General features: G+C 43.2%; 14 protein-coding genes. 9 read left to right on the top strand and 5 right to left on the bottom strand.

The annotated features are described in order from the left end of the window. Together FY557_RS04365 and FY557_RS04360 are read left to right on the top strand one after the other, a co-directional pair. Positions 1-1,131 carry an acyltransferase family protein gene (locus FY557_RS04365; protein WP_149246073.1) on the top strand — a complete coding sequence of 377 codons (1,131 nt, stop codon included), beginning with the start codon at positions 1-3 and terminating at the stop codon, positions 1,129-1,131. A 112-nt stretch (positions 1,132-1,243) separates the two neighbouring features. Beyond that, positions 1,244-1,738: a hypothetical protein gene (locus FY557_RS04360; RefSeq protein WP_149246072.1), complete on the top strand. Its 495-nt coding sequence runs from the start codon at positions 1,244-1,246 to the stop codon at positions 1,736-1,738. Between the two features lie 719 nt (positions 1,739-2,457). On the opposite strand, the gene FY557_RS04355 is transcribed toward FY557_RS04360, so the two are convergent. From FY557_RS04355 to FY557_RS04340, 4 genes are all read right to left on the bottom strand, one after another. After that, positions 2,458-3,216, bottom strand: coding sequence for a DUF2182 domain-containing protein (locus tag FY557_RS04355; RefSeq protein ID WP_149246071.1), 759 nt, complete (start codon positions 3,214-3,216; stop codon positions 2,458-2,460). Positions 3,217-3,223: 7 nt separating this feature from the next. After that, positions 3,224-4,882: a tyrosinase family protein gene (locus FY557_RS04350; protein WP_149246070.1), complete on the bottom strand. Its 1,659-nt coding sequence runs from the start codon at positions 4,880-4,882 to the stop codon at positions 3,224-3,226. 233 nt (positions 4,883-5,115) lie between these two features. Beyond that, complete coding sequence (locus FY557_RS04345; protein ID WP_149246069.1) at positions 5,116-6,216, bottom strand: NAD(P)/FAD-dependent oxidoreductase; 1,101 nt, start codon at positions 6,214-6,216, stop codon at positions 5,116-5,118. After that, entirely contained in the window at positions 6,216-8,153 is a 1,938-nt protein-coding gene (locus FY557_RS04340; protein ID WP_149246068.1) for a LodA/GoxA family CTQ-dependent oxidase, read from the bottom strand. Before FY557_RS04340 ends, FY557_RS04345 begins: the two co-directional genes overlap by 1 nt. A 345-nt stretch (positions 8,154-8,498) precedes the next feature. Between FY557_RS04340 and FY557_RS04335 the strand changes: the two genes are divergently transcribed. The 3 genes from FY557_RS04335 to FY557_RS04325 all read left to right on the top strand — a co-directional run bounded on the left by FY557_RS04335 (position 8,499) and on the right by FY557_RS04325 (position 11,159). Then, complete coding sequence (locus tag FY557_RS04335; RefSeq protein WP_149246067.1) at positions 8,499-9,548, top strand: hypothetical protein; 1,050 nt, start codon at positions 8,499-8,501, stop codon at positions 9,546-9,548. A 202-nt stretch (positions 9,549-9,750) separates the two neighbouring features. Next, entirely contained in the window at positions 9,751-10,779 is a 1,029-nt protein-coding gene (locus tag FY557_RS04330) for a hypothetical protein (protein ID WP_149246066.1), read from the top strand. A gap of 86 nt (positions 10,780-10,865) precedes the next feature. After that, positions 10,866-11,159 carry a hypothetical protein gene (locus FY557_RS04325; RefSeq protein ID WP_149246065.1) on the top strand — a complete coding sequence of 98 codons (294 nt, stop codon included), beginning with the start codon at positions 10,866-10,868 and terminating at the stop codon, positions 11,157-11,159. A 433-nt stretch (positions 11,160-11,592) separates the two neighbouring features. Here the strand turns inward: FY557_RS04325 and FY557_RS04320 are convergent, their stop codons facing one another. Next, entirely contained in the window at positions 11,593-12,072 is a 480-nt protein-coding gene (locus FY557_RS04320) for a hypothetical protein (RefSeq protein WP_149246064.1), read from the bottom strand. Between the two features lie 210 nt (positions 12,073-12,282). Between FY557_RS04320 and FY557_RS04315 the strand changes: the two genes are divergently transcribed. From FY557_RS04315 to FY557_RS04300, 4 genes are all read left to right on the top strand, one after another. Further along, on the top strand, positions 12,283-12,531 hold the full coding sequence (locus FY557_RS04315; RefSeq protein ID WP_149246063.1) for a helix-turn-helix transcriptional regulator: 249 nt from the start codon (positions 12,283-12,285) through the stop codon (positions 12,529-12,531). Between the two features lie 199 nt (positions 12,532-12,730). Beyond that, on the top strand, positions 12,731-13,501 hold the full coding sequence (locus FY557_RS04310; RefSeq protein WP_149246062.1) for a DUF4262 domain-containing protein: 771 nt from the start codon (positions 12,731-12,733) through the stop codon (positions 13,499-13,501). Between the two features lie 153 nt (positions 13,502-13,654). Further along, entirely contained in the window at positions 13,655-13,831 is a 177-nt protein-coding gene (locus FY557_RS04305) for a DUF3606 domain-containing protein (RefSeq protein ID WP_149246061.1), read from the top strand. A 116-nt stretch (positions 13,832-13,947) separates the two neighbouring features. Next, positions 13,948-14,334 (top strand): hypothetical protein, encoded by a 387-nt coding sequence (locus tag FY557_RS04300; RefSeq protein ID WP_149246060.1) that lies wholly within the window; start codon positions 13,948-13,950, stop codon positions 14,332-14,334. Positions 14,335-14,473 lie beyond the last annotated feature (139 nt).

Raw genomic sequence — 14,473 nt, 5'->3', positions numbered from 1 at the left:
ATGGAAAAAGAAAAATTCATCGGGTTGGACCATCTAAGAGCTGTTGCAATCCTCCTCGTCTTCCTGTATCATTACCGGATGTTTGGGCATCCGGATTGGGTAGATGACATCGGATGGATCGGATGGACAGGGGTTGATCTGTTTTTCGTATTGAGCGGTTTTTTAATTTCCAACCAGCTGTTCAGGGAAATCAGGGAATACCGGACCATCCGGCTGAAAACTTTTTTCACCAAACGGTTTTTCAGGATTATTCCGCCATACCTGTTCACCCTTTTGCTGTATTTCTGTTTTCCGGTATTCAGGGAACGGGAAGCTTTGCCGCCGCTGTGGAAGTTTCTTACCTTCACCCAGAATTTCAGTCTGGATGTTATTAACCGGGGAACTTTTTCCCATGCCTGGTCCCTGTGCATCGAGGAACAGTTTTACCTCGTACTTCCGCTTTTGCTGTTGCTTTTAATCAGATATAAAAAAACAAAATACCTGAAATTTATCATTGTATCACTGATGATTTCCACCCTCCTCCTGCGTATTTTTTTCTGGAATGAATATGTTCTCCCCTGTCTGGAAACTCCTGATTTCTGGAAAGAATGGTACATGAACATTTATTATCCTACGTATACAAGACTGGACGGCCTGGCGGTCGGGGTTTTAATCGGTTTCCTATTTCAATCCTCCAGGTTCAGAACGATGATCAAACAGAACGGAAATCTTCTGGTTTTTGTCGGATTAACAGCTGTTGCGTTTTCCCTGTGGTTTTGCAGGGACCAATATTCAGAGCAGGCCTCTCTTTTCGGGTTTACCCTGGTGGCCGTGAGTTATGGAATATTAGTAACAGGAGCTGTTTCAGCCACTTCCTTTCTGAGCAGAAAATCCAATAGCATCACCACTCAGCTGGCAGCCTTCTCCTACTCCGTTTATCTGTCACACAAAGGAGTCATTCACCTGGTACAAATGCTTCTTCAAAAAATTGAAATTCCGGTTACCGGCACATCCGGAATGCTCATCTGTTTTATCTTCTGTGTATTGGCCGGCTTATTTTACCGCTATTGCATTGAAAAACCATCTGCTGTGCTCAAAAATAAAATCCTTAATTCGCCAAATATTCGCCATCAAAAGTTTATGAACCAATAACAAAGGTCCGCTTTATAAGTTCCCGATACAGTTTTTTTTCGCTGCGCTGCAAAAAACACTTGAACAGACGTGGTGCTTCATTACAAATTCTAAAACAATACCTATTTTATTTATGAAAACATTTATTCTAAGCATTTTCATGCTGTTTTCTCATCTTGTCGTAGCCCAGAAGTTCAGTACGGAGCAAACGGAAATCCAGAACGTTATCCGGCAGTTCAAAGAAAGCATTATTCAAAAGAACTCAGCTGCTTTCCACAGCCTGTTCCATGAAAATCCGGTGGTCTGGACCGGTGTTGTTAAAAACAGATCCCAGCAGAAACGATTGGAAAAGAATCCCGGGAACCGTAAAAATTATTTCAAAGATACCTATGAAAATTTTTTCCGCTATATTATGGAAAAAGGCCATAAAGAAGAAAAATTTAAGAACATCAGGATCATCAATGATGATGTGGTCGCAAGTGTAACATTTGATTATTCATTCCTTGAAGAAGACATCGTAACAAATTGGGGAAGCGAATCCTGGCACCTCATCAAAGCGGAAGGAACATGGAAAATCGTGAGCATCATCTATTCGTACGAAAACGCAAAGTTTTTCCGGAAACCGTAGACAGGAAGCGGGAAACCGGAAGCCGGAAGTTTTTTATTTCAAAATTAAGGCCTTGGTTTTTATTAATCATCCGAAAACAAATTGAATTTTCTCGAACTCATTTTATTTTGATATCAGAAAAAAGAAGATACGGCTTACAATTAAATATTATAATAACCCTACGGCTTTTCCGTATTGTCACTAAAAAAGGACAGAAGTATGTTTGCTATACAAACAAACAAATAAATTATGAAAGAATACACCGAGGAAGATTTAATCCATGACGATTACATCAACACTACAACCAAAGAAGATAAGCTATCCGTGACTGAGAACGTGTCAGCAAGAAAGAACGCTGTGAAGTAGTTTATTTTTGTGATGCAGATCTGAAAAACAATGAAGTTCCCAAAAACAAAGAAAGTTTTCAAAAGGTAGAAAAATTAATAAGACTTCCACAGGCCAGAGATATAGTAATGCGTGATAAACTCAACAAATTTGTAAAAGATAATTGGGATAAATACCTTGTTTAAAACATTTCAAATAAATACGCGTATAATCTGCTTAAATATTGTAAACCGCACAAAGCAATACGATTTCGGATAAATATCTAAACGATTATTTTGGAAAAAAATATCCAATTTAAAAACTACACGAGTTTAATTTAAAGATTTATCTAAATGATAAAGCCCACTAAAAAGTGGGCTTTATCGTTATTGACTTTAATATGCTTTTAATATCCCTTATCTCAGTCCTTCCAATTTCATTTGGGTCCGGGCAAGCGTATATTTCAACAGCTTCAGCGGAACGCGGATCCTCCACACCTTGGCGGCAGGGTGCTCCAGATGTTCGGCGATCATAATGTAGGTCACTACAATCATTGCCAGGTTATGACCTTGCGGCAGCAACATGGGGAACAGCATCAATGCCCATCCAGAACCTACGCACCAGAGACCATGCTTAACGCCGAACTCCAATGAATCGCAGTAGGCAGCCCATCCGAATGCACGAAGGACATAATGATCATGGCTGAGGTTGAGAAATTTCTGCTTCACCGGCGAAAACTGCCACACCATCGCAATGGTCAATACGCCCAATCCAGGAATGTACGATCCCGGCATCAGCAGGTTTAAACCGATAATGATACCAACCATAATCACTCCCGCTGCCATCCAGACGGCAAGATAGCCCGTTACGAACAATAAAGAGCATATCAACCGGTACCGTCTCAGGCTCTGGAGATAAATTGACTGAACGGGCACAATCAGCTTAGGCAGCATCATGGCAACCACCATCAGTCCCCAGCCCAAGAGTTGTGAGGAAAAGGGGTTCATCTGCAGCAGCATTTTCAGGGAAGCAGCCGATGGCCCGGCGGCAGAAACATGGCAATGCTCCATGGTCATGATATGGCCGGGATTTACCAGAAGCAGCAGCCAGGTAACCATGCTGATCCCTAGAATCACCAGGTTGATCTTAAGACAATCAGTTCCTGAAAGTTTCATGATCCGGTTATTGGGTTACACGGTAAACACTGATCCGGTCGATGGTAAGGTCGTTGTCCTCAGGCAAAGGATTCTTTGTTTTGATCACCACATTCAGCGCACTGAGATCGATCTCGTTGTCCAGATACAGTTCGTCGATAACATTGGTGATATTCAACGTAAAGGTAAGCCCCGAACCGCCGTGGGCACCGTCTTTCTGCGATGCCATCCGGATCCCGAAAAGCGCCACCGATCTCACGAATTTATCATTCACAAATACCGAAAGGAAATTGGAATTATTCGTTCCTTTTACATTTTCCAGCTGAAGAAAAACCTCATCCGGAAGTTTGGAAACGGAAGCATTTTTCAGGCTCTTTGAAACGGTTTTCCACGATGGGGTATCCAGCTTGACCACAGCCTCTGTTTCTCCGCTGTTCAGCGACAGGGCACCGGCATTGGCCCCGATGATTTCATGTCTCTTTTTTTCGCTCATTGGGATTTTATTTTCAGGAACACTTGCCCCCAGTTTATTTAACCTCTCTGTTAGATTTTCAGGTTCGGCCTGTGGAGCGGCCGTTTCGTATGAGGTTAAAGAAAGGTCGTCATAGGTATAAGAATAAGGAGATCCGTTAAAATTAAGACCGGTTGTACGGTCGACGTCTGCCGGCGTGTAATACCAAGGAGTTCCCTTCGCATCCAGCGGCATCGCAAACTGCGAATTGCCGTGTGCGGAAGGCCCCTTCAGCCAATCGGGCTGGTTGGGATTGCTGTTTTTACCGGTAATGTTCCAGGCATCCCACATCCGGTCGATGTTGGCATGGTGCAGATAAAAAATCGGATCCAGCCCGGCCGTAGGAGGATCAGACATCAGACCTTCGTTTTTTTCCGAAGCATTGGGATCCGTCCACGCATCACCGTCGAAACCGCCCACCATCACGTGGACGAAATTATGCGGATTGGATTCAAGATCTCCGAAACCGCCGTTGCTGTGGCTGAAGCCCGTCTCCTGTCCGCCGTAATAATAGCCGTACAGGTTACCCGTTCCCGGTTGTCCGGGCGACGATTCGCTGTAGATGGTATCCAGCTGGCATTTGTCGTTGGCCATCGGATCATCCGGACTGTCCGGTCCTACCACTACGTATACATTGCCGTCACCGTTCGGGCCATATCTTTCCGGCACATACAACGGATTGGGTGAGCCGTCAGGTAAAGTTTTCACCGTGAATGCCGTCGGAATTTTAGATTGATTACCGGGAGCGGACTGGTTTAAATAATTCCAGTACGGCAATGCCCAGTCGGCCGGTCCGCCCAGTTGTTCAACGATAATGGTGCGGAGCAGGTTTTCAAGAGCCACCAGGTATCCGCGGTGCCATGGAGGGAAAAACCAGGTGCCGTGCTGGCATTGGTCCCAGAACAGCTCATAAACCTGAACGGAAGGAAGCGAAGAAAGTTTAGCTTCTGCCGGGATATAGGGAATATCCGTCCAGTTCGGGTAGCCTACAGGCGGCTCCCCGGTATTGTTGTTGACCAGATACTGCCCGTGCACTGCGGCATAGAACCACCAGCTGGTGGCATCTTCAATCGGTTTCGACTGCATCACCTGTACAGCCTTCGCATACCATAAAAGATCCGGATTGTCGAATGTCCCGTTGTTATTCCAGGCATTCTTTCTTGTAAATGTTGTCATGTTTAATTTAATACAGTGGTTAAAAATTTATTTTTAAGATTTTAGCTTCCGGTTTGCATTGATGCTTTCCAAAGTTAAAATATCTCTCAGAAAAAATATTCCGTATAAATACGCAATTGTTTATTCATAGAGGTTAAGGTGATGTAAAGGTTTAAAACGGGAGATATAAACAGTAAAACATCCAGCTTGTGGTTTCCCTCTTCCAGCCTGTTATTACGATTTCGATTGTACCTCTACGGCTTCCCAGCTTCCGTCAGCTGCTCCTCATGCCTTCTTACCCAGAAGGGATCATCCTTCCAACGGGTTTCCCGTTGATAGAATCCGGTCCGCTGCTCATTATACAGCCGGAAAGCCAAATCGATTTTTTCATGATAATCATAGCCGGCAGAGGAAACACCTGTGAGCTGGTCTTTCGCGGCAAGGGCCGCGTCAATTCCACTGCGCAGGGCAAAGGCAATTCCATGCGATGAGAGAGGATCTAGCGAACAGGCGGCATCGCCCGCTGCCAGCCAGCCTTCCCCGGCGTATTGTTCCAGATGGTGGCTTCCCGCAGAAGTATACTGTAAGGGTGTAATTTCGGTGTAACGGCTTACGGGTGCACGGTGCCGGATGAATTTTGTCTGCAGACTTTTGTTGCGCCAGTAAAGTGGATCCAGCCAGTATTTCCGGTCATGCAGATCGGGATCCGTGAAAAAGATCCGGGCTATTTTTCCTTCTCCGATGTCCGAGACATACCACCATCCATCTGAAACCGCTTCAATCAGGCTCTGCCGGTTATCCAGCGGATCTGCAGCAGCAAGGATGCTGATGACGGCGACCTGCTCATCCCTGCGGATGCGTCTGATGCCGAGTTGCCTGCTCAGCCAGCTGTTTCTGCCACTGGCATCGATTACCACCGCGGCATTGATTTTTAATTGGTCTCCGGTATATTCCCAGCCGTTGTCTTTCCTGTAAATCCTGAAAGACCGGTGCGTTTCATGAAACGGTACTCCTAAAGAAGCGGCTTTCCGTGTTAACATAGACTCAAAATCAGGACGGTCAATATACCAACCCTGTCCGGATGGCGACTGGATAAAATCGTTGAAGTACAAACGGTCGTCTCCCCAGCAGGAAGCATTTCCGTAGCATGGTTCATGGCTGTCGTTCAGGAATTCTTCCCATACGTCCAGTTCTGCCAAAGAATTCCGGGCGGAAGCAGCGAGGCTTTCTCCCGCCCGGAACCGGCCGGCATCGGCCGGCCGGTGCACGACCATCACCGATGCGCCCTGCTGACGCAAAGTGATGGCCGAAGCCAGTCCGGCAGAACCATTACCGATGATCAGTACATCAATCATTACCCTCTCTTTCTTTTATCTGCGCGGTCTACCATCCACAGATAGCCCGGATCTTCTTCAGCAGGCGCCTGGTCGAAAGCAGCTTTCATTGATGATTTCATTTTCGGGTGCTCTGCTATGGTACGGCCGTTCTCTACCCACAGCTTGTCCGGGAAATTGGCATCGCCGTTTCCTTGCTTCTGGATCAGGATGCCGACATCCGGCCATTTGGTAATAAATTCATTGATGCCTTTGGTATAAGGGCTTACTTTTTTCGATGGGTAACCGTATTCATAAACGATGCCCCGCAACCATTTTACCCGGTTGCCGAACGCTTCATTCTTTTCTTCAAGGCTCGCCGATTTATTCATCATCACTTCGTAATCGGCTTCGGTCATCACGTCATTCGGTACCCGTACCGGCCAGAAAGTCGGCACATACTGGCCCATAATCTGTATATAACCGCTCAGGCAGCTCGAAGTATCCGTCTGCCACGGCACGGCCATCCATTTGGTGATATCCCCTGCTGCCGAACCGTCCAGCGGTCCGCCCGGTGCCAAAGCTTTGTCAGCATCCAGAACCGGCCCGAAGGTCAACGGATCATCCAGCCTGCGTTTGATCCGGAAAGGTTCGGAATACAGGATCGTCTGCCGCATCGGCCAGGTAAATTCGCATCCCGGATGAAAAGGCCCGCCGATGGTTTCATCAAGCGCCGTACGGTCCAGCTGGGCAGCCTGTTCTTCAGGGGAAAGGCCATTCCATTCTACGCTTCCGGGTTTGTTTCCCAGGGTAAAATTACCATTGGCCCACTGCCGGATATACTCGTACTGGAACGGCAGTACGGCCATGAAATTACGCGGATCGGTATCGGTACTCAGGAATTTCTGAAGGCCGTCTCCGTACACCGGCGGGAAAAGCTCAGCCTGCATGGTTGCATAATCCGGATTACGGAACTGGCGGAAAATGGCCTGACGCAGCTCGAAATAGCGGTCGGATGCATCCGAAAGCCTGGCGATCATTTCCGGCGTGGAAAGGTTGCCGGGACTTCCCCATCCGTTCTGCTTAAATATTCCTGCGTTTACCCAACCGTTCAGCGGCATCCGCTCCAGCATCGGATAAATATGTTTCCAGAATTCCGGCGTTTCCGGAAGTACGGATTTTCCCATATCGGCAGCCGTCTGTGCCAGCAGGTCATAGCCCGTTACAAAAGCCTGAACGCCCGGAGAATAATCCGGCGGTGCCGTGAGCACCCACGCCCCGGTAGCTTCCAGCATTTCTCCCGTTTTCAGCCTGATCTTCGCATCTACCGGTCCGTCTGAAGTATCGTCATGCCAGGTCTCGTTGTTGGCAAAAGTAGTCGCCGGAAGATTGGCGTAGGAAGCAGACAGCCCGCGCCCTCCCAAGAAAAGAAGACAGCCGTCGGCATCGGTACGGAGTTCTCCCAGGTAAACCGGCTTATCGGTGCAGTCCGGGGAATAGAAAGTTCCTTTATCGAATGCAAACTGACTGTCTTTACCTTCGGCATTTGTATTCTTTCCTGAAATTTCTATTTTTCCGCCGTCGATGATCAGCCTTTTCCGGTGACTGTCGGTGATCGTAGCATTACGTAGCGTACTTTCCACCGCAGGATATCCTTTGAAAACACCTTTGGCCTGTGGAATATCCAGGGCCAGATCGAAATCGTACCAGGCCGCTTTTTTATTTGCGACGTGGACGGTCCAGGTAATGTCGCCGTCTTCCGCGGTCAGCTCACGGATAATCTTACCGTTTTCATCGGCACCGAAAAGGCGGAACCGTGCTGCCTGGCGTTTGATGCGGCCTTTACCGTCGCGGAAATTGCCGGGATCGGTAATAGGCTCATTGATCTGCTCCGGAATCAGGAAATATTCGTCCGGACTGTTTCCTACTCTAGCCACCCCGATGGCCGGATGGATGATGACTTTTTTAATTTGAGACATGCTATAATGGTTTTTAATTTGAATTAAACATAGAAAAACTGATTAATTTATTCACCAAATTGTGATTATATATAAATACGATCATTAAATTAATAGCTTTACTGACTCAAAATAACGAAGAATACAGCAAGTAGTATTCAGTATTTGCTACCAATCGGATCATTCCGTAAAAGTACTTATTCACCGTTCGGGATTTATCTGCTTACGCATCAGGAGATGTCCGGAACGGGATTTTAAAAATTATTGTTCGGATTGGAAAAAATATGGGTTCGAGACGACCTATTCTCTTCGTAAATTCGTACTTTTCCATTCTTTTTCCATTAAACCTATGATCATAAAATCTCAATGAAAGCAGAAATTGAAATCACCAACGGCAAAAATATTATCGATATTCTTTTTAATGACTTTGCCAGCTGCCTGATCATTAAAAAAGCCTTGGCTGTCAACTGGCCGGACTGCCGGGGGAGCATCGGGGAATATTATGCCATTTCGGATTATTCTGTTGAGGAGAGAAACTTTTACACCCGCAATATAGATCAGGCTTTATCCGTAGGTTCCGATACAGAGCAGCTTGAAGCGGTCACTGACTTTTTACATTTATTTGCCGACGGAAAGTATAGCATCAATAAGTCCGTTACAAATATCAGCAATACGGAATTTCTTAGGGGCAATCGCATAAACCACAATGATGCTGTTTCTGAAGATGAAAGATTTTTCGGCGGGTTTTACCCTTACTACATGAGGAATACAGATCCTAAGCTCTTTACCATAACAAATGATAAAATTGATAATGCCAGGGTGGAATACTACTGTGAATTAATCAGAACGGGCATGAAACCTATGGTATTGATTTTTGATTCATGCAATATATTAAACTCAGAATACAGCTGTACCTATGTGCTTGACGGTCATCACAAGATTGAGGCTTATATCAGACTGAATGAAAATATTCCTTTTATCAACATTCTGAAATTGGAGGAAAACCCTGATAAAACGGCTTCCCTGCTGCATCATGCCAGAACCATCCTGAAGGATTTCGAATACCGGCATTTATTTGAAAATAGTGATGAGCACCTGTTGTCCATTGATTTTATAAACGATCTGGATCTGACAGATGATATAGACCATATTTTAAAGAATTCCGACAAAATTGAGGTCAGCATCATTGAGGTACTGAGAAAGTATAACGGTACAGGAGATCAGTCTACCGTAGAGTGGCTCGAAAACCGTTTGGCCAACCTGAGCAAAAACCCGAATTTAACTATTTTCGGACTCAGTAAAGGGATCCGGGTGTATGAAAAAAAAGATCATCCAACATTTGGTGCATGCTGGTATCCTCTGGTTATTAAATACAGCTTCGAATTAAATAACTGGATCAGGAATACCATCAGGTAAATAAGTACGTGCCATACTACCTGAACATAGAATTTTATTAAACGGACGAAAAAAAAATGACAACGACAGCCATTATATCAGGATTGATCATTTTATGCATCATCTACGCAATTTAAATAGGTATAAACCCAAACCGAAAGAGGAATCTGAGCACCACAAGCTTTCCAGCCAAACCGGCTCCGCTGCTATTGAATCTAATAAATTGGATACCGAAAAGCTTTCCGCTGAAACTCCCGCTAATACAGAAAAGAAAGAGAGAAACCGCCTCTACAGGGAAGCCGAATTCATCAATAAAAACTGTACTCGCCTGGAAGATTTTATCATTAATGAGGAGATCAATGCGTTTGATCTCAGGAAGCTTGCCGATTTGAACGGGATCGACCTTCAGATTTCTGAAGGCTGGTATCCCCTGACCCTGGAACTGATCCGGCAACTCCATGAAAACGGCTGGGACAAAAAGGTTTCTTGCATCAAAGAAAAATACGCGGAACTCAGGTTTTATACCGCTGATGCCTATGGCAGCAACCTCCACACGATCATTGAGAAATACACGGAGAAATCCCAATCCATCTGCGAGACCTGCGGCGCCAAAGGCGAAACAAGATCCGGCTCCGGCTGGGAGTATGTGGCCTGCAGGAAGCATTATCTGGAAAACAGGCATACCATTTCCGCTGAAAATTTGGGTTTTAGCTACAAAGGGATTTCTTATCGGTGGAATGAAGTGAAGAATATGCATTTCCATAGTTTTGATCAGTTTCAAGGGATCTACCGCTTTTTAATTATAGAATTCCATCAAAAAAAATCCGGGCACCACGGCCCGAATGATGATCAGCTGTATGTGCCGGAACACAGCATCAGATTCGGGAATTTCCTGCAATTCTTATCTTTACAGCCCTATGACGGCCCATTGTATTATTCCGGACTGAACAGAGATTACCTCAACCGTTTTAAGCATCCCGAGTTCTGCGAAATATGCGGGTACCTGGCCGTATATCTTGATGAATGCGAATGCTGTGAAAACAAAACCTGGAAATCATATAACAAAATGATAAAAGGAGAAGACCTTCACGACAGGGAGAAGAAACAGGAGCACATTAAGCTTTACCAGATCTTGTGGATCAGGGATGAAGGAGAAATTTACGAACAGCAGCAAAAGAATTACCCTAAAAATCCGGAACACCGGTGGCTGTTTACGGAAGAAGAATATAAAGCATACCCAACAGAAGACTGAAAAAGCTTTCCAACAAATCTGATAAATGCCGGTACATCGAATAAGACAACAACGATATTCATCAAAGAAAAATAAACCAAAACATAATGACAACCGAAATTTCTTACGAGGATCAGTTTGAAAGAGCCATCTCTCCGGCTCAGGCGGCTATCCTGGAAAGATACATCAAGGTATTCTCCGTAAACGGCATGGCCAAAAGAAAAGAAGAATACCGGAAAGGGGAAAGGATCCATTTAATATATTACAGGGATCCTGATGAACCGGCTGAAGCGATCCTGGCAGACTACAAGTTGTTTCCGACCATCGAAATCCGGGAAAGGCATAGGGTGGGAAACTACATCCGGGTCAATTACTTTGAGTACGCGGACGGAGTTCTGTGAGCCAAAGGGATTTCGGTATTTGACCATAATGGCAATGAAATTTACAGCAGTCCGGTCGATGCCGTAACCAATCGGCATGATTATGAAGAGACCAATAAATATTTCTATGATGACAACCATAAAAAACTATATGTTTTCTGGTACGGTACCAATGGCCAGTTCAGTTTTATGATGAGCTATAATCCCAATCATGACAACTATTTAAATGAATTCAAGCAGGACTTCCGGCTTGAAGATCTGCCCGGCCTACCCGATTTCAACTGGCCGGAAATGGAATATTATCACCATGCGGAACCGGTTGTTCCAGGTTAATTCTTGCTCCTCTAAAATTGGTTCTTAAAGGGAATATCATATCTAACTTTAAAACATCTGCCACAATACCCCTCACTCCTTTCCCGCTCTTTCCACAATCAGATTGCCAGCCTCCAGCATTTTAACCAGATGAATATACGGTCCCATGATCTTTTTTTTCCTCTTCGCATCCGGAATCTGAAAGAGAGAAATAAACCACCGACGAAAGAAACGCATCGTATTCTTTCGTGCTGTAGGCCTTGAAAGCCTTCCGGAAGATCCGCACCGGATCCTTGTATTCTTTGTCCGAAAGGTTTCCCATTATCATGGGCGAGTTGTTTTCAGGAGATTCTTCAATGGTCCATTTGTTTCTTTTCCGGCTGATAAGAAAACACGCGCGGACAAAAGACCGCAAAGCCAGATAAAAATGGAAAACCGCCGCCGCATTCTGAGGCGGTACGGATTTCTCTTTTACAGCACAGATCATGATATTATTAAGCATCTCCCGGGCGGTCACCGGATCGTTGAACTGGAAAAAGGTTTCCATCAATTTCATCCCGGAATCCATCTCACTGCCGGACCAAAACCGGGCTTCCATATCTAAATTTTTCTTTTTCATCATTTTGTTTTTTTAGGCCTCTTGATTTTCCGGCAGTACTGGATTTCTATATGATACAGCCGGAAATTCGTATTTACAAATGGTTTAGTGCTAATATAGAAGCCTAATCCACCTATTGCATTGTGTCTTTTAATATTTTTCAAATATATACAAAAAACATTTGTAAACCAAATGGATTACAAATGTTTTTATTAAATATTCTAAAATTGTCTCATGAGCAAACTTAGTAAAGACGATATAGAATTGAGGAATATGATTACTCAGAGATTAATTAATCTGAGAAAATCTACCGGGCTCAGTCAAAGCGAGTTTGCCAAGCTCCATGAGATAGACCGTCAACAAGTCAACCGCTGGGAAAGCTTTGAAAGCGAAAGAGGCGTTACCATCTACACCATTAAAAGATTCTGTACGCTCGTAAAAATTACCCTGAAAGAATTTTTCGATGATCCGTTGTTTAAATAAGTCTTAACGAATCAACTGTAATGGATAAAATTGAATTCCAATTGGCTTTTGGAATTTCCACAATATATGAGCTTTCAAAAGGTTTAGAAGTTCATCCTCAAAAATTATTCAATTTAAAATCAATGAAAAATCCGGACGAGCGTCGGGATTCTTTAGTCTCACTAAAACAAATATATCATTAAAATATCCTAATGCTTAAATGAATAAAGAAATAGAACACAAGTGTATGAGTAAGAATGAACTTCTTATTGAGACTAAGACAAACATTGATAAATATGGACTTCAGGTAATCATGGTAGGACGTTCTGACTATTCTTCATCTTTTGCATACAGCATCGGTCTTTTTGAGACTTACAAGCAACCTGAAGTAATCTGTTTTGGCTTACCGGATAAACTTGGCAATGAAATAATTAATGATATTGCTGAATTAATAAGAAATGGTGGAACCATTAAAACTTATTCCAATTATGACAACATTTTTAAGGACAGCAGAGCTGAGTTTTTACCAGTAGATGAAAGAAATATTCCCGATTATTTTGGGGTAGCTTTACAGTACTATGACAAAACAGAATTTCCCGCCGTTCAACTTGTTTGGAGTGATAGAAATGATAAATTTCCCTGGGAAGAAGGTTTTGAAAAGAAATTTTTACCCGATCAGCCCCTACTCGACCGAAATGCTGATTTCAAATTCAGGGAAGATAAAAATTTAGGAATATTTACCACGAGGCAATGGCTGGACCTTGCTAAACCTATCACACGTGTTGTCCACGATATAGATGGAGATTGGCAATTTCTGACAGGCGACCAAATGCCCGAAGACATAAGACTTGTAACACTGGAACAAATGATAATTAACGATGCAACTCTTAATGACGCTTTTGATCTGGATTATGGCTATTCAATGGAAAGAGAATATATCGGAGGTGAATGGACAAAAACGAAATTGGAAGACGATGAAAACGAAGACTAGAATCTTTGCAATAAATAATTTTTAAAAATCCAAAAATCATATAATCTATTAAATCCCAGCTGTTGCCAGGATTTTTTTGCTTTACGGAAACCCGTAGGGCTATGATTCGGAAGCTGCTTATCTTTACTTTATTAACCAACAAAATTATTTATTATGAGTGACGATTTAAGTAAAAGAAGACCGCAGGATGCAAGTAAAGTAAATGTGCATGAAGACTGGGAATTAGAATATTGGTCAAAAGAGCTTGGTATTTCTAAGGAAAAAATAAGAGAGGCTGTCAAAGCTGTTGGGACTTCTGCGGCTGCAGTGAAAAGGTACCTTGGAAAATAATTAAGGTTTCATTGATAAATCCTGACAAGAGTTGGGATTTTTTTGCTTTACGGAAACCCGTAAGATATATCATATTTATTGTTTTGTATATTTGGAAATTAGCAATATTACATAAAATGCTTACATTAATAGAAGAATTAAATTTAATAAATATTCCTCCCTTAAGAAAATGCGGAGAAATATTAAAAAAAAATGAAAGATTGAAAACCTATTTTTATAAACTTCAAATTGCAAAACCTTGTAATTCGAATGAAGATGCTTTAGGTCTTATAAATAGTATATTAGTTGAAGTTGAAGATTGCCATTCTGGATTATCTGCAAAAAAAATGCCTGGTCTGAAATATTCAGGAAGAATGTATCCTGTACAGGATGATTTTATTATTCGAGAAAATGGAAAAATTATAGCGCGAAGTAAAGGTAATGAAATAATAATTGAAAATGACGGAGATTTTGTCATTTTTGATCGTTATACCCGAGAAATTATAATATCTAAAATTAAGTAAAATGAAAAATTACGTATTGTCTTTAAACAGGATCGGCTTCCCGTACTTATCTGTTATCACCTCATCTGTGAGGTTTTCCACTTCAACCTCGTGAATGTTCAATTTTGGCAGATCGTACTTTGAATCATCGTAACCCAGA

This window comes from Chryseobacterium sp. SN22 (assembly GCF_008329705.1).
Lineage (GTDB): Bacteria > Bacteroidota > Bacteroidia > Flavobacteriales > Weeksellaceae > Chryseobacterium.
Note: the sequence above shows the minus strand (reverse complement) of the source record. Positions and strands in the feature narration are given on the sequence as shown.

Coding starts and splice junctions, on each gene's coding strand:
- FY557_RS04360 (WP_149246072.1), top strand. CDS start 1,244: ATGAAAACATTTATTCTAAGCATTTTCATGCTGTTTTCTCATCTTGTC.
- FY557_RS04305 (WP_149246061.1), top strand. CDS start 13,655: ATGAGTGACGATTTAAGTAAAAGAAGACCGCAGGATGCAAGTAAAGTA.
- FY557_RS04365 (WP_149246073.1), top strand. CDS start 1: ATGGAAAAAGAAAAATTCATCGGGTTGGACCATCTAAGAGCTGTTGCA.
- FY557_RS04335 (WP_149246067.1), top strand. CDS start 8,499: ATGAAAGCAGAAATTGAAATCACCAACGGCAAAAATATTATCGATATT.
- FY557_RS04350 (WP_149246070.1), bottom strand. CDS start 4,882: ATGACAACATTTACAAGAAAGAATGCCTGGAATAACAACGGGACATTC.
- FY557_RS04320 (WP_149246064.1), bottom strand. CDS start 12,072: ATGATGAAAAAGAAAAATTTAGATATGGAAGCCCGGTTTTGGTCCGGC.
- FY557_RS04325 (WP_149246065.1), top strand. CDS start 10,866: ATGACAACCGAAATTTCTTACGAGGATCAGTTTGAAAGAGCCATCTCT.
- FY557_RS04315 (WP_149246063.1), top strand. CDS start 12,283: ATGAGCAAACTTAGTAAAGACGATATAGAATTGAGGAATATGATTACT.
- FY557_RS04310 (WP_149246062.1), top strand. CDS start 12,731: ATGAATAAAGAAATAGAACACAAGTGTATGAGTAAGAATGAACTTCTT.
- FY557_RS04340 (WP_149246068.1), bottom strand. CDS start 8,153: ATGTCTCAAATTAAAAAAGTCATCATCCATCCGGCCATCGGGGTGGCT.
- FY557_RS04345 (WP_149246069.1), bottom strand. CDS start 6,216: ATGATTGATGTACTGATCATCGGTAATGGTTCTGCCGGACTGGCTTCG.
- FY557_RS04355 (WP_149246071.1), bottom strand. CDS start 3,216: ATGAAACTTTCAGGAACTGATTGTCTTAAGATCAACCTGGTGATTCTA.
- FY557_RS04300 (WP_149246060.1), top strand. CDS start 13,948: ATGCTTACATTAATAGAAGAATTAAATTTAATAAATATTCCTCCCTTA.